Source organism: Sphingobacterium sp. 1.A.4, assembly GCF_002734245.1.
Taxonomy (GTDB): domain Bacteria; phylum Bacteroidota; class Bacteroidia; order Sphingobacteriales; family Sphingobacteriaceae; genus Sphingobacterium; species Sphingobacterium tenebrionis.
Window position 1 is genome coordinate 18,121 of record NZ_PEAZ01000052.1, and the last position, 24,094, is coordinate 42,214.

The window sequence follows — 24,094 nt, forward strand, 5'->3', positions numbered from 1 at the left end:
ACAAAAAAATGCCATTATTTCTGATTTTATTTCTAAATAAACAAAGAAATAGAATGAGAAATATAATTTTTTTAATGAATATGATATTACAATCATAAACGTCTATTGTAACAAAATGATTTAATTAATAATTTTATATATTAAATAATATATGGGTAAAAATTTATCTGATTAATTATTGTTTTTGGGACTATTCAATTATATTATTATAATACTGCAACAATTTTTATATTTTAATTATTAAAATTTCTCCAAATGGATTATACCCACTTTTAAGCACAATATCCTACCTTTGCAAGATGCGATTTGATATCATTACCGTGTTACCGGGCTTATTGGAAAGCCCATTTGCACATTCCATATTACAAAGAGCCCAGAAGAAAGGTCTTACTGAGATCCATGTCCATAACCTGAGGGAATACGCTACGAATAAGCAAAAATCCGTAGATGATTACCCTTACGGAGGCGGATCAGGTATGGTGATGCAAATTGCGCCATTTGCGGCCTGTATCGAAAAGCTGCAGTCGGAACGCACGTACGATGAGATCATCTACATGACCCCGGATGGAGAAACCCTCAATCAGGAAATGGCCAATGGCTTATCTTCAAGCAATAAAAACATCATTATCCTATGTGGTCATTATAAGGGCATTGATCAACGGATCAGGGATATCTATGTTACGAAGGAAATATCCATAGGAGATTATGTCCTATCAGGCGGAGAACTTCCAGCGGCAATCCTGGTGGATGCCATCGTTCGGGTAATTCCAGGGGTATTATCGGATGAAACTTCTGCCCTTTCGGATTCGTTCCAAGATGGACTTTTGGATGCGCCCATTTATACCAGACCCGTGGATTGGAATGGCCATAAAGTACCCGAAATCCTTTTGAGTGGTCATGAAGCCAAAATTACAGCCTGGCGCCATGAACAGCAATTGCAACGAACAAAAGAAAGAAGACCAGATTTGCTAAATGACTAAGAATAACGACCATTTTTTGTTTTTTTTACAAAAAATGTTTGCTATATCAATTTTTCTACTAATTTTGTGAATTATGTTGACACAAAATAAATATACTAACCGTTGGTGGCTTCTGACTAAATAAGTCGGGAGGTGGTATATTTTATAAATAAAGATTTTCATAATCAACCAAAACCACAGAATGGTAGCCCGACGAATAATCGTCGGGCTTTTTTTATTTTAGATATTAATAAAACGCATATATGAACTACAACTTCAAAACGAACCACAAGCAGATCCTTGCAGACACGACCACTGCAGTGAGCATCTACTTAAGGCTTCGCGACAGCTTCCCGAACAGCCTGCTGCTGGAAAGCTCGGAATACCATAGCAGGGATAACAACATCAGCTACATCTGCTGCCAACCCATAGCGGGCATTGTCCTGGACAAAGGTGAACTCAGCATCTCCTACCCTAACCAGGCCAAGGAGATTAAAAGTGCCACTGGCCTTAATCTTCGCGAAGAGGTTTCCAACTTCCGAAAAGCATTCCATGCCGATGTACTGCCAGAAGTCAATGTGATCACCACGGGTCTTTTTGGTTATTTCACCTTTGATGCGGTAGAATTCTTTGAAGATATAAAACTGACCACAAAACCATCTCCCGCCAAACAGCTCCCTGAACTTCAATACCATGTGTATAAATACGTTATCGCCATAGACCATTTCCGCAATCAACTGCATATATTTGAAAACTTACTTGATAATGACGCGAGCGAGTTGGATAAAATGCAGCACCTGATCCAGAACAAGAATTTCCCTGAATATAGTTTCCAGACCAAGGGAGAAGAAACATCCAACATGACCGATCAGGAATTCAAGAACCTGGTTCTTAAAATGAAAGAACATATCCAAAGGGGGTATGTCTTTCAGATCGTACCATCCCGAGGTTTTGCCACCCCGTTTGCAGGAGATGAATTCAATGTGTACCGTGCTTTACGCTCCATCAACCCGTCGCCCTACCTCTTCTATTTCGATTATGGTGATTTTAAATTATTCGGATCATCCCCAGAAGCACAATTGACCATCAAGGCCGATGTGGCCACCATCTACCCCATCGCAGGCACCTTCAAGCGTACCGGGAACATGGAGAAGGATGAGCAGATTGCCGAAGAACTCAAAAATGACCCTAAAGAAAGTGCTGAACATGTCATGCTAGTGGATTTGGCTAGGAATGATTTGAGTCGTCATTGCAGTAATGTACAGGTTAAATCCTATAAAGAAGCCCAATATTATTCGCATGTGATCCACCTGGTTTCTAAGGTAAGCGGCAAGCTGAATCCAGCAGCGAATCCATTCGATGTGGTCGGAGATACTTTTCCGGCAGGAACGCTATCGGGCGCACCGAAACACATGGCATTGACCTTGATCGATCGGTATGAAGGCATGCAACGTTCTTTTTATTCCGGGGCGATCGGATTCATGGGATTTAATGGAGATTTCAACCATGCCATCATGATCAGATCTTTTTTGAGCAAACAGAACGTGCTTCATTATCAGGCCGGGGCAGGAATCGTATTGGATTCCGATCCAGAAAAAGAATTACAGGAAGTAAATAACAAAATATCCGCTCTTCGCAGAGCATTAGAATTAGCAGTAAGCATATAATGAATAAGCCCATCTTAGTAATCGACAATTACGATTCATTTACCTATAACCTGGTCCATTTGCTACAGGAACTGAACCAGCAATACGAGGTGGTTCGTAACGATAAATTCGAACTGGAATATGTAGAACAGTTTGATAAGATCCTTTTATCACCTGGCCCAGGCATCCCTGAAGAAGCAGGACTGCTAATGGATGTGATCCGGACATATGCGCCGACAAAAAGCATACTTGGCATCTGTCTTGGCCAGCAAGCAATTGCGGAAGTATTTGGCGGAAGCCTTTTCAACATGCCCAAACCTTTACATGGGGTAGCCACAAATATTGAGGTGATCGACGAGGAAGAAACCTTGTTCCATGGTTTTCCAAAGGATTCCAAAATAGGGCGATACCATTCCTGGGCGGTATCTCCAGATGATCTACCGGAAAGCCTAAAAATTACTGCTTTAGATCCGCAGGGAACCATCATGGCGCTTGCACATAGGGAATATGATGTGCGCGGGATGCAGTTTCATCCAGAATCCATCCTGACTGATAATGGTAAAATCCTTATAGAAAATTGGTTGAAATAATATGTTGGCATCTTATATTGATATAGAAAAAATGACTATCCTAGATAAAATCGTTAAAAGAAAACGGGAAGAAGTAGCGTTGGCGAAGGAAAAGGTTTCCTTGGAAGAGCTAGAAAAATATCCATTATTTGGAAGGTCTTGTTATAGTCTTCGTGACAGCATCCTTGATCTGTCGAAAAATGGCATTATTGCTGAATATAAACGTGCATCACCTTCCAAGGGGATCATCAATGGTTCTGCTTCTGTTCAGGAGGTGGTAAAGGGATATCAGCATGCTGGAGCTTCGGCAATTTCGGTATTAACCGACCAGGATTTTTTCCAAGGTTCCTTAACCGATCTTACCGAAGCCCGAGAAGTGCTTCAGATCCCTTTGTTGCGCAAGGAATTTATAGTAGATAAATACCAAATTGCGGAAGCAAAAGCCTACGGAGCTGATATCATCCTGTTGATCGCAGCATGTCTGGGAACACTGGAAGTCCGCGAATTATCGAAGTATGCAAAATCCCTTGGATTGAATGTGTTATTGGAAGTCCATAATGAAGAGGAATTGAACCGAAGCATTTTCCCTAGCATCGATGCAATCGGAGTGAACAACCGAAACCTGAAGGATTTTGAGGTTTCTTTAGATCATTCTTACAGTTTGGTAAATAAGATCCCGGCTGATTTCATCAAGGTTTCGGAAAGCGGAATTTCGGATCCTGCTACTATCCAGGAATTGAAAAAGGCTGGTTTTCAAGGCTTCCTGATCGGAGAGAACTTCATGAAGACGAATGACCCTGCAGGGGCGATCAAAGAATTTGCAGGACAATTGTAGGTAGATTTACTTACCTTTGTAAAAATTTTTTAAAAGCATGTCGGTAAAAATTGGCGAAAATATAGATTTAGGGGAGTTTCCGTTATTGCTAGCACCTATGGAAGATGTGAGTGATCCTCCATTCCGTTATGTGTGCAAGCAAAATGGGGTCGATATGATGTATACGGAATTCATCTCTTCGGAGGGGCTAATCCGTGACGCGGCTAAATCACGTCAGAAGCTGGATATTTTTGAATACGAGCGACCTATTGGTATACAGATCTTTGGATCTGACATCGAGCACATGCGCCAATCGGCGGAGATCTGTACACAAGCTAATCCAGATCTGATTGACATCAACTATGGATGTCCGGTAAAGAATGTGGCATGTAGAGGTGCGGGAGCCAGTCTTTTGCAGGATATCGATAAGATGGTTGCCATGACCAAAGCGGTGGTGGAAGCCACCTATCTACCGGTTACCGTGAAAACGCGTTTGGGTTGGGACGATAATACTAAAAATGTATATGAGGTGGCTGAAAGGCTGCAGGATATAGGCATCAAGGCACTGGCGATACATGGCAGGACACGTGCGCAGATGTATAAGGGTCAGGCAGATTGGTCAATGATCCGGGATGTGAAACGAAACCCGAGGATCCATATTCCGATCTTTGGGAATGGTGATATCGATTCGGTGGAAAAAGCTGCTGCGTGGCGTCAGGAATTTGAGGTGGATGGTATTATGATCGGTAGAGCATCTATAGGATATCCTTGGATATTTAGGGAAATAAAACATTTTTTCAATACAGGAGAAATTTTGGATGGACCCACTGTTTCAGAAAGGGTGGATGTGTGTTTGACGCACTTGACCAAATCTATAGAATGGAAAGGTGATAAAACCGGGATTTTTGAAATGAGAAGGCATTATGCTAATTATTTCAAGGGGATTCCGAATTTTAAGGAATATAGGATGAAGTTGGTGGAACTGATGGATGTGAGGGATATTATGGAAGTGCTGGAAGAGATTAGACATAATTTCGCTGAGGAGTTTTCAGGGTAGGATTTCAAGAATTTTTGTCCCTTTACAGTCATTGGGAATTGCCGTCCCTCGCGATGACGGCAGCTCGCAATGAGGTGGCATCTACCTCCTCAAAACCCTTCTTATCGTATCTTTCTCCAAATAAGCCACTATCCCGATAAAACCAATAAACACCAAATTCCCCAACCAAATATTCAGCTCATAAACAAGCCAAGCCAATCCCGCACCAATAACTAAATAAACACAGATCTTCCCTACCTTATACGGAATCGCATAATTTTTCTGACCCCAGAAATAAGACAAACTCACCATCAACACATATGTTATCGTAGTAGACACCACGGCCCCCACATACGAATATTTAGGTATCAACAACAAGTTCATCCCTATGGTCGCAATTGCTCCTAAACCCGAAATATAAAGTCCATATCGTGTTTGGTCCGATAATTTGTACCAAACAGAAAGGTTCATATAAATCCCCAGCAAGACATAATTGAACAACAATAAGGGAACAATAAACAAACCCGACCAAAACTCCGCCTGCTTTTCTTTTGTACCTCTAATAAATTCCTTTAACCATTCCAGATTTGCACTCAACCCTACCATCACCAACAGCATCACAATCACAAAATACTCCATGATCATGGCATAAGTCTTCCTTGCATTTTCATTTTTAGCATAGGAAAAGAAAAATGGCTCTGCCCCTAACCTAAATGCCGTAACAAACAGGTTCAGGAAAATGGCAAGCTTTGCCACCGCACCATAAATACCCACATCCAGATCGCCCTTTCCTTCTGGCAATAAATGTGGCATCATCATCTTATCCAAATTCTCATTGATGATGAAAGAGATATTTGCAATCAAGATCGGGAAACTATAGGTCAGCATATTCTTTAAAAGGGCAGTATCCACCTGCATCCTAAAAGTTATCACCTGAGGTATCAGAAGAAACAATGTAGCCGCTGATGCAATCAGGTTTGCTACAAAAATATTCCCCAACCAGCCTTCCCTGTACCAAATAAGCGACCAGCTCTTAAAAGATTCAGAATAATCCTGTAACCAAGGAATCCCATACAGGAAAAGAAAAATAAAAGTGATATAAACCAAGATATTGATCAGCTTAATTAGGCCATAGCGAATAGGTCTACCATCTGCCCGCAGTTTTGAGAAGGGAATTACAGCAATGGCATCTGCAGTAACAATAAGGGCGATGAGCTTCACATAAGCCGTGAAATCTCTGAGATCCTTTCCATTTCCTGCCCATCTGGCCAAAGGATCAGCAAATACAAACGCCGTGATAAGGAAAAGAATGGCCATAAAAAGGGTGACAAAGAAACTGGTATCAAATACCTTTCTTTTGTCACCCTCTACTTTTTGTAAATATCTGAAAAAGGTGGTTTCCATCCCGAATGCCAAAATCGCGTTCAACATGGAAGCGTAGGCAAACATCTGGGTAAATATCCCGTATACGGAAGCTCCAAAGCTCCGTGTTAGGAATGGGGTGATGAGAAAACCCAACATCCGGGATATAATGGTCGAAAGACCATATATCATCGTATCGCTGACAAATTTTTTTACAACTGACACCCTATTTTATTTTCTTGATCACCTCAAAATTCCGATATCCTTTCAAGGCATCCTCTTCGGTGTGCTGAACAGTGGTAACCTCCGCATGCTCAGGACCTTCCAGGCAGAATTCCATAAAGGACTCCAAGGCAAAGGCATCACCTTCTGCCTCGATCAAAACCGAACCATCCGGCTGATTGATCACATATCCTTTTACCCCAAGTAGGTCTGCAACAGCCTTGGTACTGGCACGAAAACTCACTCCCTGTACCTTGCCTTGAACCTGAATATTCCAGTGTTTCATGTTACAAAGGTAGAAGAAGAATTAGAAAATAAAACTACCTTAATCTTCTAACCTTAACTTTAGGTGTCAATTTGAAGGAGTTCATTCCTACTAACAAAAGCAGCCCAGGCCTTTTTCCTACTTCCAGACTACCAAACTGTTCGTGGAGATTTAAGGCTTTAGCTCCATTAATGGTCGCCCATTTTATGGTTTCATTAAAATCCAATTCAGGGAATTCCTTATGGATGACCTTTAATTCCTCCAAAATATCTAAAGTGTCATTAGAGGCCAAGCTATCTGTTCCTAAAATAATATTATGATCGCCTAATAGGAAATTACCGATTTTCGGGATCCGATTTTCGATATAAAGATTGGCCTTTGGACAGAAACAAAAATACACCTGTCTACCCATACGGTCTACAAAATCCAAATCTTTGATAGAGGTATAGGTGTTATGTACCAAGATCAGCTTGTTTTTTGTAGGAATATAAGGTAGGAAGGATTGCAGCGAATTTCTAGCTTGCGCCCTGAAATCCTCCACTTCGAAATTCATGCGTCTATAGAAGTCCAAAAACTCCCCTGTTTTATACCTGTAAAGCTTATTCTCTTCATCACTTTCTTGGTTGTGGATAGATATGATATTATCTTCAGATACTGCTTTTTTAAATGTTTTGAACAGGGATTTTGACCCTGAGTAGGGTGCATGGGGCGTAATGGATGTATGTTTATAGTCGAAATGGAATTCTATCTCCTTCGCTTGGTCTATTCTTTCCTCCACATCTTCCTTGCGCATGGCCATGATCTCAACAAATGTATGGTAGGTAATAGGGCTTTGCTCTTTTACCTTCGCTGTAGCGGCAGTATTCACGTGGTCACCAACGGCCTGAATACCATTTTCAAACATTTTCCTATCCGCCTCAACCATAGCTTGATGGATGGCAACTGCTGAGTGATGGCGTTCGCTCATCACTTTTGTTAGGAAGTTAGTTAAACCGGTACCCTTTGGCACCACATTCAACATGTGAGAAAGTTCCAAATGGCAATGTGCATTGATAAATCCCGGGATTAGGGCGCCCTTATGATGCTCGATTTTGCTATCATCAATTTCGCCAGGATTAAATACCCCCTTGATTATTCCCTCATCGTCCATGGCTACGATACCTTTTTTTATTGCTTGCCCAGCAATAGGAAATACTATATCAGCACTGTAATACTTCATACAATTTAATTGTTCTATGTTATGTTAGCGTAATCCTGCCTCCTCAGCAGGTCAGCCAAATTACAAAAAAAACACATATGGTTTAACTAATAAAAAAATATTTTTGAATTTGTTACAAAGCTATCGTCATTTTGATTTTATCGAGATAAAGATTAGCTTTGCAGCATCAATTAGGGGTGCCTTGTTTTGACGACACGAATAAAGGCTGAGATTATACCCTGTGCAAATGACATTGCACTCACCTGATCTGGATAATGCCAGCGTAGGGAAAGGGAGGTTAAATTTGACCTGTTGTGACCCCTTGCAACGGGATGTTTAACTCAAATAACAAAATTACGTATTATGCTTAACAAATTGATGGCCTTGGCTTTCACCTGCCTATTTGCTATTAACTGTCTTGCCCAAACAACACTCTCGATTAAAGTGACCGACGAGCAGAACAAACCTTTGGCTCTCGCCACGGTAAACCTTGATGAAAAATCCCAGAAAACCAACAAAGATGGGATTGCCGTATTTCAGGACCTCAGTAACAAAACTTATGCACTTAAAGTAAGCTACTTAGGTTTTGAACAGATCAATGGAAGTTTTAACCCCCAGAACAGCAATTTCTTACATTTAGCCATGAAGCCAACGGCCTATCAGACGGAGGAGATCTATATCTCCGCGACAAGAGCCAAGGTTAACGCGGCTACTACATTTAAGAATATTGGTAAGGAAGAAATTCGAAAGAAGAATCTGGGCCAGGATATTCCCTATTTATTGGATCAGACACCAGGTGTGGTAATCGGATCAGATGCGGGGGCTGGAATCGGGTATACCAACATGACCATTCGTGGATCGGATAATGAACGTATCAATGTGACCCTCAATGGCATCCCATTGAACAACTCGGAAAGTATGGGATCCTTTTTCGTGAATCTACCTGATTTTGCTTCCAGTACACAGAGTATTCAGGTTCAGCGTGGTATAGGAACTTCCACCAATGGTGCTGGTGCATTTGGTGCATCGTTGAACATCCAAACGGATGGCTTAGAAACTATACCTTATGCGGAACTGAACAACAGCTTTGGATCTTTCAATTCCTGGAAGAACACTCTGAAAGCAGGTTCTGGTTTAATCAATGGAAAATACGCCTTCAACGCCCGGTTATCCCGCATCAGTTCAGATGGTTATGTGGAAAGAGCATCATCTGATCTAAAATCCTTTTATGTAGATGGAGGGATCTTTACCGATCGCCACTCCCTAAAAGCAACGGTTTTTTCCGGAAAAGAAAAGACCTACCAAGCCTGGTACGGATTGGCCGAGCCTTTGTACTTTGGTAACCGGGATAGAATGGACCATTATATCGCAGCCATGGAAATCTATGACCCGATTGAAATTGCCCGTATTAAGGCAGCAGATGAAAGATACAATATTTACACCTATGATAACCAGACGGACAATTATGTGCAGACGCATAGCCATCTGCAGTATAGCTTCCGAATGGACGATAGAACAAGTTTAAATGCGGGTTTGCATTATACTCGAGGGGCTGGATATTATGAAGAATATCGGATAGACGACAAGTTTGAAAGTTATGGCCTTCCGAATGTCAATATCAATGGAGAAATCAAGAAAAAATCCGATTTGATCCGCCAGCGGTGGTTGGATAATCACTTCTATGGATTTACCTACGCTTTGCAGCATAAATGGAACGAAAACATCAATCTTACCTTAGGAGGTGCCTATAACCAATATATTGGTGGACATTTTGGAGAGGTTTTGTGGAGTAAATTCAATGCGGGTATCCAGCCAAACCATCGGTATTATTATAATGAAGCGCATAAGAACGATTTCAACATCTACGCAAAAGCGGATATCAAACAGGATGATTGGATTTTCAACATCGATCTTCAATATAGAAACATATTCTATAAGGCCGAAGGGGATGACAACAAGATCAAGGATCTAAATTTCAGGGACAATCTCAACTTCTTCAATCCGAAAGCAGGAATCACCTATCTACTGAACGAAAATGCAAATATCTATGCTTCCTATGCTTATGCCAGCAAAGAGCCAGTTCGTAAGGATTATGTGGAAAATCCGCTCAATATGTTCCCGAAGCCTGAAAAAATGCAAAATGTGGAAGCTGGCTACCGGCATCGCGCTAGTGATTTCAATTTGGGAGTGAATGTATATGCGATGCTGTACAAAGATCAATTGATTCCAACTGGTAGAATCAATGATGTTGGCGAGGCTATTCGTCAAAATGTGGATGAAAGTTATCGAATCGGAGTGGAATTGGATGCAGGATGGAACATCACAGAGCAGTTTAATTGGTCGGCTACTGCAGCATTAAGCCAGAACAAGATCAAAAACTTCACAGAAATCTTAAGTGTTTATGATAATAATAGCGATTGGGGTTATGTGGGTGAGAAGGAGATATTTTATAAAAGTACCAATATCGCAAAGTCTCCATCAGCGGTGTTATCGAACAATTTCACATACAAGCCAACAGAAAGTATTTCCTTCAGCCTTTTGAGCAAATACATCTCCAGAATCTACCTAGATAACAGTAGCGCATTGGAACGTAGTATCAAAGCATCCTTTGTCAACAACGTCCAAGGAACTTATACATTCTCTGCCTTTGGCATCAAGAGAATAGACCTGAATGCCACCGTATTTAATATCCTGAACGCCAAATACACTACTACCGGCTATACTTGGGGTCAATATTTCCAGAACACCAACAGCAGAGATTACTATAACTTCTACTACCCTCAAGCTGGTCCGAATTTTATGATCGGACTTAATATTAGTATTTAGTAGTTAGTATTTAGTACTTAGACCTTGGGTTGAGTATTTAGCTCTTGTTTTGAGTATTTAGTAGTTAGTATTTCGTATTTAGACCTATATTTACAAACCATGGAATTGGTAGACTAATAGCAGACCATAGGTCTAAATACTAAATACTTTATACTAAATACTAATATGAGGTGTGTAATTCAGCGTGTAACGCAAGCGTCCTGCACAGTAGATAATATTATAACAGGCAGAATTGATCTGGGTCTTTTGGTTTTGTTGGGTGTGGAAGAAGAGGATAGCCATGAGGACATGCAATGGTTGGCGCAGAAATTGGTTAATCTTAGAATATTTTCGGATGAGAATGGCTTGATGAATAAGTCTGTTCAGGATGTGCAAGGGAATATATTATTGATTTCTCAATTTACGCTATTTGCACAGACCAAAAAGGGAAATAGGCCTTCGTTTATTCGTGCTGGGAAACCCGACAAGGCAAAACCGATGTATGAGGAGATGGGAAAATTGTTGAGTCAGCTTTTAGGGAAAGAGGTGCAGATGGGTGTGTTTGGAGGGGATATGAAAATAGACCTTCGGAATGATGGTCCAGTAACTATTATCATGAATACGAAGGATAAGGACAATTTTTAAGGCCTGAGATCTCCAATTTGAATCGCAATCTTCTTTTCAACCAAATATCTAATTTTGATATACTAATTTCTAATTTTGCTATACTAATTTCTAATTGATTTTTATGACCATAGAAGAAGCTCAAAAAACAGTAGATCAATGGATCAGAATCACTGGCATCCGTTATTTCAATGAATTAACCAACACTGCTATTTTGATGGAAGAAGTTGGGGAAGTAGCTAGGATAATGGCCAGAAAATATGGTGAGCAATCCTTTAAGAAATCAGATGAGGAAGTCAATTTAGCCGATGAAATGGCAGATGTGATGTTTGTCTTGATCTGTTTGGCAAATCAGACTGGAATTAATTTGACTGAAGCTTTGGAAAAAAACCTCCAAAAGAAGACCCTTCGTGATAGCGAAAGGCATAAAAACAATGAAAAGCTAAAAGGAGGATAGCTCCATGGCATTTATTCCTCATGAAAAGGGGCTGTCTAAAAAGGTCTCTTAAAAAAGAACCCCGTCATTAAAATTGAATCATAGGTTAGCTTCGAAGATAAACCATACTGAAAGTATACTAAAAGTATGTAAAATCTATGCTTTACATACTTTTTCTATACTTTAACCCCGCTTTAACCCTACTTAAACCACGATTTTAACCCTAATTCAAACATATTTTGAATATACAATATGGATACTGGGTACAGAAAATGGAATATATAGGTTTAGAAGATGCCTTTTTTTATAAAGATTAAACTATTTGAAAGTGATTTCAGCTACCAAAGGTAAGTGATCAGAAGCATACGTTTCATTGATGGTAGTATAGCTCTTCCACTCAAATTCACGGTTCTTTAAGACCATGATATAATCGATTTCACTTTTAGGATTAATCACTGGAATGGTAGGTTTATTCGTGCTGGTATTGCGCACAAAATATTCTTCCAAGATCTTAATAGGTTTGGAATCGGGTCTCGCATTCAGATCTCCTACCAAAATCAATGGTTTACTGTACAGTTCGCCTAATTCATTGATGAATGCTGCTTGCGCAATTCTGTTTTCCTCTTTTAAATCCAGATGGGTATTCGCCAAAGAAATGGTCTTACCATCAGGAAGCTGTACATCTACAATCGCTAATGATCGGTTTTCACTTGCTACGGGCATTGGAAGATCATACCTTCTTTTTCCAATGATCTTATGTTTAGATAAAATCAAAACACCGTAATATCCCATTTCCAAATTGATACCCTTAGAAAAAAAGTATTCCATTCCCGTCATTTCAGCCAACTTCTCCGCCTGATTGATCATCTCGGACCGAGAAACGTTGATATCCACTTCCTGAATCCCTACAACATCAGCTTTTGCTTCATTGATCACTTTAGCAATGGCTTCCATATCGATAACATTCGGTTTGGAAGGTGGATTCGCATGATGGATATTATAGGTTAGAATTCTAACTGTTTGGGCTTGCAATACCATCGAGAAACATAACGATAAAAAAAGAATGAAATAGCGCATAAAACAATTTTTGAATTAAGTTAATTATATTTCCCTAATAATTCCAATTTATTATCTTTATCCTCATGAAAAAACCGAATTTACTCTATATCCTTTGTTTATTTTTATTTCTAGGATCTTGTTCTGTCAATCAACAAACAGGTTCTGAAGTCAATGAATTCGCAAATGCGGCCGTGGTGACTGCCAACCCCATTGCTTCACAAGTCGGTGTGGATATTTTAAGAAAAGGAGGAAATGCGGTGGATGCAGCCATTGCAGTTAAGTTTGCTTTAGCTGTGGTCTACCCCAATGCAGGGAATTTAGGAGGTGGAGGTTTTATGGTCTATCGGGGAAAAGATGGGTCGGTCTCTTCGTTGGATTTCCGAGAAAAAGCGCCAGCTGCGGCATCCAGGGACATGTACCTTGACAAAGAAGGCAATCCAATAACAGATTTGAGCTTATATGGGCAACTAGCATCTGGTGTACCGGGTTCTGTAGCAGGAATGGATGAAGCATTTAAAAAATATGGTTCTTTGTCTTGGCAAGAATTGATTCAACCAGCGATAGAACTTGCCGAAAAGGGTTTCAAGATCACCGAACAACAGGCAGGAGAATTCAATAGATATAAAGAACGATTTACTCGTTTGAATCCAAAAGGTGCTGCTATCATCAAAGAGCAATCTTGGAAAGCAGGCGATCTTTTTGTACAGCAAGATTTAGCGGAAACATTAAAACGAATTGCGGCACAAGGACGCGATGGGTTTTATAAGGGTAAAACAGCAGATCTGATCGTGGAGGAAATGAAGAGTGGGAATGGCATCATCACACATCAAGATTTAGCCGATTACCAAGCGATTTGGCGTAATCCAATTGTAGGGACTTATAAAATCTACAAGGTGATATCCATGCCGCCGCCATCTTCTGGTGGTGTGGCATTAATGGCCTTGCTGCAATCAGTAGAGAAATATCCTCTGTCAAAATGGGGTTTCCAACACGACAGTACGGTGCGCGCTATGGTAGAAGCGGAACGTAGAGTTTATGCGGATAGGGCAACACATTTGGGAGATCCTGATTTTTATAAAGTACCGGTAGAATTCTTGAACGATGCAAAATTCAATCAAGATCGCATGGCGAAAGTAAGTCTTTCAAAAGCTACGCCTAGTGATTTGATCAAAGCGGCTAAATTTCCGGGATATGAATCCGAAGAAACCACGCATTATAGCATTGTGGACAAGGACGGAAATGCAGTCTCCTTAACCACCACCATTAATGGCTCCTATGGATCTTGCGTATGGGTGGCTGGGGCAGGTTTTCTGCTGAACAATGAAATGGATGATTTTTCTGTTAAACCTGGATCGCCAAATATGTATGGGTTATTGGGAGGAAAAGCGAACGCCATTGAGCCTGGAAAAAGGATGTTAAGCGCCATGACCCCAACTATTATTGAGGAAAATGGAAAATTGAAGATGGTTGTTGGTACGCCTGGGGGATCGACAATTATAACCTCTGTTTTTCAGACTATTTTAAATGTGCTGGAATTTGATATGACGGCGCAGGAATCTGTAAGTGCAGCAAGATTTCATCATCAATGGAGACCTGATGTTATTGATGTGGAAGCAAAAGCGATTGATTCATTAACAAGGGTTAGCTTGACAAAGGATGGGTATAAGCTAAATAAAAGGGGTGCTATCGGAAGGGTGGAGAACATTGTTATTTTACCGAATGGCAAGAAACAGACAGGTGCTGATCCACGTGGAGATGATAAAGCGGCAGGGTATTAGGTTTCTATAAGCGTCATTGCTAGGAGGCACGACGAAGCAATCTTTACACTAGTCGTAAGATTGCTTCGTTCCTCGCAATGACGTGACGCGCCGCAATGACGTGAAGCCTCGCAATGCCAGATTGAAATCACTCCAAATACTTTCCGCCAATCTGCTTATTAGTCTTAGCGCCAAGGTTTTTTAGCTGTTCAATCTTCCTAACCACATTTCCAGGTCCTTCAGCCAATTTCTTCATGGCATCTTCATGCTTATTGGAGGCCTTTTGAAGATATCCTTGGATCTGTTCCATATCATCCAAAAAACCCACAAACTTATCATATAACAATCCCGCCTCCTTCGCTATTTCCAGCACATTTTTATTCTGTCTTTCCTGTTTCCAAACACTGGCGATCGTTCTCAGCGTAGCCAATAACGTAGAAGGACTGACAATAACCACCCTCCTATCCCAAGCATCTGAAAAAAGCTCGGGTTTTTGATTCACAGCCATGCTCAACGACGATTCTATCGGCACAAACATCAGCACAAAGTCCGGAGAATGAATTCCATAAAGACTATGGTAATCCTTAGCCGACAATTCACGGATATGGTTTTCCAAGGATGACACATGCTGTTTTAAAGCAATAATCCTATCCTCCTCCGTATCTGCATTTACCGCGCGCTCGTAGGCCACCATGGATAATTTAGCATCTACTACCAAATGTTTCTCATCCGGTAGGAAAATGATCGCATCAGGTTGTAACCTCTTCCCCCCTATTTCCTGCAAAGAGGCCTGCAATTTATACTCCTGATCCTTGATCAAACCTGAACGTTCCAGAACTCGTTCTAAAATGATCTCCCCCCAATTGCCCTGCTTTTTATTATCCCCCTTCAATGCCTTGGCCAAATTGTTGGCTTCCTCACGAATCTGCACACTTTGCTGCATCAATTGCTCCACAACCCCTTTCAGCACATGCCTCTCCGCAGATTCTTGTTGATAGCTCTTGGCAACCTGCTCCTCAAATGATTTTATCTTTTCCTTTAACGGATTCAGCAACAAATTCATCTGCTCTTGGTTATGTTGCGTGAATCGTTGGGTCTTTTCTTCCAATATGCTGTTTGCCAATAACTGAAATTCTTTATTGAATTGGGATTTTATAGCTTCCAGCTCCTCCTTTTGTTCCACAAATTTATCCTGTTGGGCCTGCAAATAAGCATTAGTGGCTTCCAACGTACGCTCAACACTTTGACGCGCATCCATTTCCTCCTTCCAAGAAATATTAACCCGTTCCCAATCCTGCTTCAACAACAGCTCCCGCTCGCCTGACTTGGCATGAGCAATCTGCATTTCCTGAAATTGTTTTTTCAGATCTTCATGCTGTTCAAAAGATATGGATTTTGAATTCCGGACAAAAAGCCAAATACAAATCACCACCAATATGATCAGGACAATTGGATAAAGAATTTCCATGAAAGAATAAATTAAACTTATGATTTATTATTGCAGCTTCTGATGGGTTTTCCACCAAAGATCAGGCATTTCCCCTGAAACCGCCATCTGGTAATCCTCATACCTACAAGGCACCAGGTAAAACCGTTCATTAACTGATTTTGAACCAAAATAAGGCACCTGCATCCACCAACGATCCGACTTCTTGCTCTTCACAAACACCAATTCATAGTCATCAGCCTCCAAGGTCGTGCGATAGATGATATAGTTTGATTTTGGATACATTGGCGCATCTTTCTTGCGGCTATAATACCCATCTACGAAACACCAGATCATCTGTGCAATCAGCATGGCTGTCTGCCCCATAGGATCGAAGGTTGGATTATACTCATAGATCCCGAAAGAAGTACATTTATCAGACATCCCAGCATACCTCGCCAATTGGCAAGCCTCATCCCCATACAGTCCATTAGGACCAGCATTGGCATTCCCCCCAGCTTCGGAAGCACGGATAGCTCCGATATCAAAACTGATCATATCCGCTGCTCTGATAATGGGCTCTGCCTGATCCAATTTCCCTGAAAATGAACCCAAACGGATCGCATTGAAAAACAATTTATCATACATATTGATGGACTCCTTGCTCACCAAATAAGTCTGATAGGCGATATTGCTCAGATTGAACAGGTAATCCGGTTGATGCAGAATAATATGGTTCAAATAGGTATTGGAATTCAATGGCATATTGTCCGGATTATCCTGATCCAGATCGAATTTGGAATCTATGATCCCCACATCAACACGTTGCTCTAAATTTTCATATGCCGTATACTGCGCATAGGTCAAGTCTTGCCCTCCACCGATAAGGATAGGTAGGATATCCATTTTCATCAGTTCTTCCAACAACAACCTCACAGCCACATAGGTATCCTTGATGGTCGAGCCTGCCTTCACATTCCCAAGATCAGCAATCTTAATCTTATAATCACCTTGATAGAGCTCGTAGAAATGCTTTCTCACCGCATCAGCAGCCTTTTGGGTTCCATTGTTGTTTACCGAACCTCTGCCCTCTTCCACACCGATCAGAGCGATGTGTGGGCGGCTTTCCTCTTCTTCTAAATCAGGAAAACTGTCGAGATATTTTGTGATGGTATGTCCAAATTGTGAATTATAATATTGGCTTGGATCGCCAATGCTTTCTGGCTTAATGGGTGATAAAAAATCTGCTAATGACATATTGATCTTATAAATACTGATTTTTTCTAGGGAATATCCTATTGTATTTAGCAAATATGCATTTATTAGCTTACTTTTGGTTAACATAATTTTTCAACAATAAGTTAGGAAGTGATTTTAGTAACTGGAGGCACAGGATTTTTAGGTTCAACTTTATTGCAAAGGCTCATTGATGATGGGCAAAGCATTATTGCTACCAAACGTGAATCCTCCAACATTCCTGAACAGCTTAAATCTTCCTCCTTGATCCAATGGGTGGATGCCGATATCACAGATTATTATGCATTAGAAGAATTGGTTTCCCAAGTAAACCAAGTTTATCATTGTGCTGCAGTGATCTCCTACCACAAATCGGATGCCTCTAAAATGTTCCAAACGAACATTGAAGGCACCAAACACATCGTCAACCTTTGTCTGCATCACGAAATCCGACTGGTTCATGTCAGTTCGATTGCTGCATTAGGGACCAATAAACAGGGGCACCCAGTAAAAGAGAACGACAAATGGGAGTTTTCCCCTAATCTGTCCAAATATTCGCTTGCTAAATATGAAAGTGAAATGGAAGTTTGGCGAGGAATTGCGGAGGGCTTAGATGCCGTCATTGTCAATCCTTCGGTGATCATGGGTGTTGGGACTGATAAAAATGCGTCCAAAAGTATTTTTGAACTTGTAAAGAAAGGGAATAAGATCTATCCTTTGGGATCTATTGGTGTAGTGGATGTACAAGACGTTGCGAAAATTATGATGATGTTAATGAATAGCGAAATTTCTGGTCAACGCTTCATACTCAACGCGGAGAACATCAGTAATCGGGAATTGTTGGAGAAAATCAGCAGCAGGATGAATAAACCTGCTCCGACCATCAAAGCCACCCCGACATTACTTTCCGTTGCATGGCGTGTATCCAAAGCGCTGGCATTGCTACAGGGCAAAAAGCCGGTATTGACACGAGAAACTGCTCGTGCTGCCACCAAGAAATTAGCTTATGATAATACGAAGATCATTAACACCTTAGGCGTCAACTTCAAATCCGTCGATCAGATCGTGGATGAAGTTTGCCAGGCATATTATGCTTAAAACAATCTAAACAAACCATATACAGTGAAAAATTATTACATCATCGACTTCGACTCCACATTTACACAGGTCGAAGCTTTGGACGAATTAGCACGAATCTCACTCGAGGACCATCCCGACCAGGAGAAAATCTATCAAGAAATTGAACGCTTTACCAATTTGGCCATGGATGGTAAGATATCTTTTAGGGAGAGCCTTGCAGGTCGGGTAAAATTGCTCCAAGCCAATCGCAGCCATTTGGACAAACTCATCACTCATTTAAAAAAGAAAGTATCCAAATCTTTCAGCCGTAACAAGGAGTTCTTCAAAGAAAATGCTGATACCGCATGGATCGTTTCGGGCGGCTTTAAAGAGTTCATAACACCTGTGGTGAGCCAATACCATATCCGCAAGGAAAACATCTATGCAAACACCTTTAAATTCGATGAGGATGGCAACATCATTGGTTATGATGAGAACAATCCATTATCAGATGAGGGTGGAAAGGTAAAACTACTGCAACAGTTGAACATTGATGGCCGCATCTTTGGCATCGGGGATGGCTATTCTGATTTTCAATTGAAGGAATCGGGATTGATCGAGAAGTTCTTCGCTTTCACGGAAAACATTGCACGTCAATCCGTGACCGATAGGGCGGATCATATCACCCCGAGTTTCGATGAATTCCTCTATGTAAATGATCTACCAAGGGCCATTTCCTATCCTAAAAACCGCATCCTATGCCTTATCGTGGGTGATGTTCCTGAAATTGCTGCCCATATCCTAAAAAGGGATGGATTTTCTATCCGCATTAAGGATACCTTAGAAGAAAAATACGTGAAGGATGTCGGGATGCTTTTACTGGGCAAGGATATGAAAATAGCCGAAGATGTACTGTCCAGGGCAGATAAGCTAAAAACAATTGGCTTTTTAGGTGATGTCAAAGGGCATATTTCCAAAGCGATCTGCAACGAAAAAGGCATTGTGGTATTTGATGATAAAAAGAATAAGAAACGCAATGCGGAATTCATTCCGCGCCGGATGGCTGATTTCATCAATAATGGCGATACGGACCAGAGTCGTAATTTTCCCAATCTGATCCTACCGAACCTAACCAGGGCCCATCGATTGTTGCATATCCATAAAAATGTACCAGGAATTATGGCACAGATCAATAATGTGTATGCGGAAAACAACATCAATATCTTTTCTCAATTCCTGATGACAAGAGGGGAAATAGGCTATGCAGTTACCGATATCGATGCTGAATATGATAAAAAGATGCTGAAACAATTAAAGCAGATTGATAACACCATCAAATTCAGGATTCTATATAAATAAAAGGAATAGCTAGTAAGAAAGGTTATGTCTAAAAAGCCAACGAAAATCGAGCTTCTGAAAAGGTTAAGGAGTAAATAACGAAAATAGATTCTCTATGCTTTTTAGACATCACTTTCTTTAAATATTTTACAGGCCGCTCCCTATTATAACGGTTACTTTAGGTAATAAGTATCCAAAGGGGTAAAAACTACATCCATGGGAACATCCCATTCGTTCACATCACTTACCTTTTCGACAGGTTCAAAATAGGAAACACCGAGCTTTTTTACACCTGGCTTACAGGAGGCAAAGAACCGATCATAGAAACCTTTTCCATAGCCCACCCGATTTCCCTCTTTATCCACGACCAATAAAGGTGTAAGGACCGCATCCATTTTAAAAGGCGCGATTTGTTCGGATATTACGGGCTCAGGGATCCCATAAGCATTCAATTCCAACGGCGTATCCCGATAGAAGGTAAAATGCCTTAGCTCATTGCTCAGAAAATCTGATTTGGAAACCACTATCGTAATTTCAGGATGGTTAGCCCAGATCCACTCGATAAATGGCAGGGTATGGTATTCCTTGAACTTCTCAATGGAAAGATAACAATGTAAATATTTGATTCCGGACCAATCATACTGGATAAGCTGTTCAAAAAGCTGAGCATCCAAGGAAAAAACTTCTTCTAAACTCAGTTCATTCCTTCTGTTTTTATATGTCTTCCGAAGATCTGCTTTTAACATCGCTCTAAATGAAAACGGCCTTGAAGCTTTGGGGGCTAACAAGACCGAATAATCAACCTAAACCTAAGTCTTTATTTTACACGTTCGATGTAATCACCAGAACGCGTATCTACACGTACCTTGTCACCTTGATTGATGAACAAAGGAACTTTAATTTCAACACCGGTCTCTACTGTAGCATTCTTCAATGCATTCGTAGATGTATCGCCTTTAACAGCTGGCTCGGTGTAAGTAATCTCTAACTCCACACTTGCTGGAATCTGGCCCATGATCGGCTCTTCGCTCTCGAAAGCTACAATCACATTCATGCCCTCTTTCAAGAAGCGAGCGGAATCACCAAACAACTGTTTTGGAATATTGAATTGTTCGTAGGTGCTGTTGTCCATAACCACGAAAAATTCGCCATCATCATATAAATAGTTGTAATCGTTCGTTTCTACACGAGCAATTTCAACCTCTTCGTCTGTTCTAAATCTATATTCTACTAATTTCCCAGTCTTCACATTACGCATTCTAGCTTGGTAGAAGGCACGTAAGTTACCTGGAGTACGGTGAATATATTCTTCTACGGCAACTAACTCACCATTGAAGCGAAGAATATTTCCACTTTTTACCTCTGAAGCTTTTGACATATTTTATTTCTTATTCCCTGCAAAAATAATAAAAACAATGATTATAAGACTATTTGTAATTCAGAATTTCCACAAATTCATTACAAAAGCCATATTCATGTTCTTGGTTTGACCCAATTATTACAATCCTATCGGATTTGGTGTCTTCCACCAGTTCCAAATACCATTTTTCACCCGATTTATCCAGATTACTGGTGGGTTCATCCAGAAAAAGTATTTTACTGTCCGAGCAACAGGCCAAAACAAGTTTAACGCGTTGCTTCATTCCTGATGAAAAATGTCGGATTTCTTTTTGAAAAACCGTATCCGCAAATTGTAGTTTGGATTTGATCAATTCTTTGGTGTAACCCGATCGGAAAGCTTTGAATTTAAAATGAAAATCGATCAATTCGTTCAAGCTAAACTCCTCTATCAATTCTACATAGGGTGCAGCTACACTGATATATTGATAGGATTGCTCTATTTCAGTAGCCTTATTGTTCCACTCGTATTGAATCGTCCCTTCACTTGGCGTCAAGGAGCCAGTAAGTACTTTCAGCAGCGTAGATTTTCCGGATCCATTCGGCCCTAGGATGGCATAGCTGTTCCCAAAAGAAAAGGTATAATCGAGATGGCGAAATATCCATTCTCTATTATACCTTCTTCCGATATCTTGTAAAATTATCTTCAAATATCCAATGAATTAAATTTTATATACTTGCTCTACCTTGGCCAAAGCCTTTCACTACACCTCGGTTAGAAGCCCGAACAAAACCTAAAATCTCGTCCCTTAATTCTGTCGCCTCAAATTCTGCTTCAACGATGTCCAATGCTTTACCTAGGTTACTATGTTGAACAAACAACACGCGATAAATATTTTGGATCTCATTGATCTGTTCATTACTGAAACCTCTCCTTCGCAATCCTACGGAATTAATACCTGCATAGGAAATAGGTTCACGTGCCGCCTTGATATAAGGAGGAACATCCTTTCTAACCAGTGTACCACCGGTAACAAATGCATGGGATCCAATTTTACAGAATTGATGAACCGCCACCATACCAGCCAATACCACGTAGTCTCCTACCGTAATATGTCCAGCCAAGGTACTTGAGTTTGAAAAGATACAATTATCTCCGATAAAGCAATCGTGTGCAATATGGCTATATGCTTGGATTAGGCAGTTTTTACCGATCACCGTTTTATAACGGTCTTTGGTACCACGGTTGATGGTCACACATTCCCGGATGGTCGTATTATCACCAATTTCCGTAGTCGTGACCTCGCCTTCGAACTTCAGATCCTGAGGTTCTCCCGAAATGACTGCTCCAGGAAAGATCCGGCAGTTCTTGCCAATCCTGGCACCATTCATAATGGTCACATTGGAACCAATCCAGGTTCCTTCCCCAATTTCCACATCCTTATGGATCGTAGTAAAGGGCTCTACAACAACATTCTGTGCTATTTTTGCCTCAGGATGTATATATGATAAGGGTTGTATCATTCGTTCTATTAATTTTCCTTGACCTTGACTATCTGAGCCATCAACTCCGCCTCACTCACTACTTTATCTCCCACCATGCCTACGCCTTTCATGCGTGCAATTCCACGACGGATAGGTTCCAACAGTTCACAACTGAAAATCACGGTATCACCTGGTACAACTTGATTTTTGAACCTTGCGTTTTCAATCTTCAAGAATAGGGTCAACCAGTTCTCTGGGTCAGGAACAGTATTTAAGACAAGTATTCCACCTGTTTGTGCCATTGCCTCAATCTGAAGTACACCTGGAAATAAGGGTGCTCCTGGAAAATGGCCCATGAAAAGATCTTCATTCATGGTCACATTCTTTAGGCCTACCACATGTGTTTCCGACAATTCCAAAATCTTGTCAATCATCAAAAATGGTTGACGATGCGGCAATATGTTCATGATCTGAACAGTGTCGTATACTGGAGGAGCATTTAGGTCATATACTTTTGCTCCTTTTTTGTTTTTTTCGCGTTTGATCTGTGCCTTAATGCGTTTTGCAAAGGCCACATTTGCCGCATGCCCCGGACGGGCAGCCATGATATGGCCTTTAATAGGTTTTCCTACAAGGGCCAAATCACCGATCATGTCCAATAGTTTATGTCTTGCAGGCTCATTCTGATGGCGAAGGGAAATATTGTTCAAAATCCCCTCTTGCGCTACTTCCACGCGTTTGTGGAATAAGCCTTGCAATTTATCCAATTCATTTTCATCCACTTCCTTATCCACAATAACAATGGCATTTGACAGATCGCCTCCTTTGATCAGGTTCTGGCTTACCAATGCTTCCAGTTCATGTAAGAAGCAGAATGTGCGGGAACTTGCAATTTCCTTGCTGAATTCATCGATATTGGTGATTGAAGCATGTTGGCTTCCCAATACAGGCGAATTAAAATCGATCATACAGGTGATGCGGTACCCATCAACCGGCATAGCCACGATTTCCACTTTATTATCTGCATCCGAATAATGAATGTTATCTGTTACCTCAAAGAAATCACGGTCTGCATCTTGATCCACGAAACCAACCTCTTGGATGCCGTCGATAAATATAGCAGAGCTACCATCAAGAATAGGAACCTCAGGAGCATCAATCTCGATCAAAACGTTATCTAATTGTAAACCGACCAAAGCAGCCATCAAATGTTCAATTGTACTTACAGAAGCGCCATTTTGGGTTATGGTAGTACCTCTAGCCGTGTTGCTAACATTGTCAGCATCTACACTAACGATCGGTTGACCATCTAAATCTATACGTTTGAATTTGTACCAATGGTTCTCTGGAGCGGGTCTCAACGTGACGTTCACCTGCTTACCAGTATGAAGGCCGACTCCTGAAAATTTTACATCAGATTTAATGGTTCTTTGTTTTACATTCATATCTAACATTCGTGT

Annotated in this window: 22 protein-coding genes; 11 read left to right on the plus strand and 11 right to left on the minus strand. The window is 40.8% G+C overall.

The window, feature by feature from the left end:
• The first annotated feature begins 299 nt into the window (after nt 1-299).
• The 5 genes from trmD (at nt 300) to dusB (ending at nt 5,045) form a co-directional block, all read left to right on the plus strand.
• Complete coding sequence (gene trmD, locus CRJ00_RS08220) at nt 300-980, plus strand: tRNA (guanosine(37)-N1)-methyltransferase TrmD (RefSeq protein WP_099366394.1); 681 nt, start codon at nt 300-302, stop codon at nt 978-980.
• 242 nt (nt 981-1,222) lie between these two features.
• Nucleotides 1,223-2,626 (plus strand): anthranilate synthase component I family protein, encoded by a 1,404-nt coding sequence (locus CRJ00_RS08225; protein ID WP_099366395.1) that lies wholly within the window; start codon nt 1,223-1,225, stop codon nt 2,624-2,626.
• The gene (locus CRJ00_RS08230; RefSeq protein WP_099366396.1) at nt 2,626-3,195 is read left to right on the plus strand and encodes an anthranilate synthase component II; all 570 of its coding nucleotides are present in this window, start codon (nt 2,626-2,628) and stop codon (nt 3,193-3,195) included. The genes CRJ00_RS08225 and CRJ00_RS08230 overlap by 1 nt, the downstream gene beginning before the upstream one ends.
• A gap of 31 nt (nt 3,196-3,226) precedes the next feature.
• The gene (gene trpC, locus CRJ00_RS08235; protein ID WP_099366527.1) at nt 3,227-4,009 is read left to right on the plus strand and encodes an indole-3-glycerol phosphate synthase TrpC; all 783 of its coding nucleotides are present in this window, start codon (nt 3,227-3,229) and stop codon (nt 4,007-4,009) included.
• Nucleotides 4,010-4,046: 37 nt separating this feature from the next.
• Nucleotides 4,047-5,045, plus strand: coding sequence for a tRNA dihydrouridine synthase DusB (gene dusB, locus CRJ00_RS08240; RefSeq protein ID WP_099366397.1), 999 nt, complete (start codon nt 4,047-4,049; stop codon nt 5,043-5,045).
• 81 nt (nt 5,046-5,126) lie between these two features.
• Here dusB and CRJ00_RS08245 read toward each other — a convergent pair whose 3' ends face one another.
• The 3 genes from CRJ00_RS08245 to CRJ00_RS08255 are packed head-to-tail and all read right to left on the minus strand — an operon-like array spanning nt 5,127 to nt 8,092.
• Nucleotides 5,127-6,611: a lipopolysaccharide biosynthesis protein gene (locus CRJ00_RS08245; protein WP_257213722.1), complete on the minus strand. Its 1,485-nt coding sequence runs from the start codon at nt 6,609-6,611 to the stop codon at nt 5,127-5,129.
• 1 nt (nt 6,612) lies between these two features.
• Nucleotides 6,613-6,894 (minus strand): acylphosphatase, encoded by a 282-nt coding sequence (locus CRJ00_RS08250; protein WP_099366399.1) that lies wholly within the window; start codon nt 6,892-6,894, stop codon nt 6,613-6,615.
• A gap of 34 nt (nt 6,895-6,928) precedes the next feature.
• Nucleotides 6,929-8,092 (minus strand): amidohydrolase family protein, encoded by a 1,164-nt coding sequence (locus CRJ00_RS08255; protein WP_099366400.1) that lies wholly within the window; start codon nt 8,090-8,092, stop codon nt 6,929-6,931.
• Between the two features lie 342 nt (nt 8,093-8,434).
• Between CRJ00_RS08255 and CRJ00_RS08260 the strand changes: the two genes are divergently transcribed.
• The 3 genes from CRJ00_RS08260 to CRJ00_RS08270 all read left to right on the plus strand — a co-directional run bounded on the left by CRJ00_RS08260 (nt 8,435) and on the right by CRJ00_RS08270 (nt 11,957).
• Nucleotides 8,435-10,897, plus strand: coding sequence for a TonB-dependent receptor (locus CRJ00_RS08260; protein WP_099366401.1), 2,463 nt, complete (start codon nt 8,435-8,437; stop codon nt 10,895-10,897).
• Between the two features lie 165 nt (nt 10,898-11,062).
• Complete coding sequence (gene dtd / locus CRJ00_RS08265; RefSeq protein ID WP_099366402.1) at nt 11,063-11,521, plus strand: D-aminoacyl-tRNA deacylase; 459 nt, start codon at nt 11,063-11,065, stop codon at nt 11,519-11,521.
• 103 nt (nt 11,522-11,624) lie between these two features.
• Nucleotides 11,625-11,957 carry a nucleotide pyrophosphohydrolase gene (locus CRJ00_RS08270; RefSeq protein ID WP_099366403.1) on the plus strand — a complete coding sequence of 111 codons (333 nt, stop codon included), beginning with the start codon at nt 11,625-11,627 and terminating at the stop codon, nt 11,955-11,957.
• A 297-nt stretch (nt 11,958-12,254) separates the two neighbouring features.
• Here the strand turns inward: CRJ00_RS08270 and CRJ00_RS08275 are convergent, their stop codons facing one another.
• Nucleotides 12,255-13,013, minus strand: coding sequence for an endonuclease/exonuclease/phosphatase family protein (locus CRJ00_RS08275; RefSeq protein ID WP_099366404.1), 759 nt, complete (start codon nt 13,011-13,013; stop codon nt 12,255-12,257).
• Between the two features lie 65 nt (nt 13,014-13,078).
• Between CRJ00_RS08275 and ggt the strand changes: the two genes are divergently transcribed.
• The gene (gene ggt, locus CRJ00_RS08280; protein WP_099366405.1) at nt 13,079-14,773 is read left to right on the plus strand and encodes a gamma-glutamyltransferase; all 1,695 of its coding nucleotides are present in this window, start codon (nt 13,079-13,081) and stop codon (nt 14,771-14,773) included.
• A 127-nt stretch (nt 14,774-14,900) separates the two neighbouring features.
• Here the strand turns inward: ggt and rmuC are convergent, their stop codons facing one another.
• Both rmuC and CRJ00_RS08290 read right to left on the minus strand, forming a co-directional pair.
• Nucleotides 14,901-16,220, minus strand: a complete 1,320-nt coding sequence (gene rmuC, locus CRJ00_RS08285; RefSeq protein ID WP_099366406.1) for a DNA recombination protein RmuC — start codon at nt 16,218-16,220, stop codon at nt 14,901-14,903.
• A gap of 27 nt (nt 16,221-16,247) precedes the next feature.
• On the minus strand, nt 16,248-17,435 hold the full coding sequence (locus tag CRJ00_RS08290; protein ID WP_099366528.1) for a formimidoylglutamase: 1,188 nt from the start codon (nt 17,433-17,435) through the stop codon (nt 16,248-16,250).
• 111 nt (nt 17,436-17,546) lie between these two features.
• Between CRJ00_RS08290 and CRJ00_RS08295 the strand changes: the two genes are divergently transcribed.
• Both CRJ00_RS08295 and CRJ00_RS08300 read left to right on the plus strand, forming a co-directional pair.
• Nucleotides 17,547-18,512, plus strand: a complete 966-nt coding sequence (locus CRJ00_RS08295; protein WP_099366407.1) for an SDR family NAD(P)-dependent oxidoreductase — start codon at nt 17,547-17,549, stop codon at nt 18,510-18,512.
• 24 nt (nt 18,513-18,536) lie between these two features.
• On the plus strand, nt 18,537-19,832 hold the full coding sequence (locus CRJ00_RS08300; RefSeq protein ID WP_099366408.1) for an HAD-IB family phosphatase: 1,296 nt from the start codon (nt 18,537-18,539) through the stop codon (nt 19,830-19,832).
• Between the two features lie 152 nt (nt 19,833-19,984).
• Here the strand turns inward: CRJ00_RS08300 and CRJ00_RS08305 are convergent, their stop codons facing one another.
• The 5 genes from CRJ00_RS08305 to CRJ00_RS08325 form a co-directional block, all read right to left on the minus strand.
• Nucleotides 19,985-20,557, minus strand: a complete 573-nt coding sequence (locus tag CRJ00_RS08305; RefSeq protein WP_099366409.1) for a 5-formyltetrahydrofolate cyclo-ligase — start codon at nt 20,555-20,557, stop codon at nt 19,985-19,987.
• A 71-nt stretch (nt 20,558-20,628) separates the two neighbouring features.
• Entirely contained in the window at nt 20,629-21,189 is a 561-nt protein-coding gene (efp, locus tag CRJ00_RS08310) for an elongation factor P (protein WP_099366410.1), read from the minus strand.
• A 49-nt stretch (nt 21,190-21,238) separates the two neighbouring features.
• Nucleotides 21,239-21,859 carry an ABC transporter ATP-binding protein gene (locus CRJ00_RS08315; RefSeq protein ID WP_099366411.1) on the minus strand — a complete coding sequence of 207 codons (621 nt, stop codon included), beginning with the start codon at nt 21,857-21,859 and terminating at the stop codon, nt 21,239-21,241.
• 19 nt (nt 21,860-21,878) lie between these two features.
• Nucleotides 21,879-22,673, minus strand: a complete 795-nt coding sequence (lpxA, locus tag CRJ00_RS08320; RefSeq protein WP_099366412.1) for an acyl-ACP--UDP-N-acetylglucosamine O-acyltransferase — start codon at nt 22,671-22,673, stop codon at nt 21,879-21,881.
• Nucleotides 22,674-22,681: 8 nt separating this feature from the next.
• Nucleotides 22,682-24,079: a bifunctional UDP-3-O-[3-hydroxymyristoyl] N-acetylglucosamine deacetylase/3-hydroxyacyl-ACP dehydratase gene (locus CRJ00_RS08325; RefSeq protein ID WP_180268452.1), complete on the minus strand. Its 1,398-nt coding sequence runs from the start codon at nt 24,077-24,079 to the stop codon at nt 22,682-22,684.
• Nucleotides 24,080-24,094: the final 15 nt, after the last annotated feature.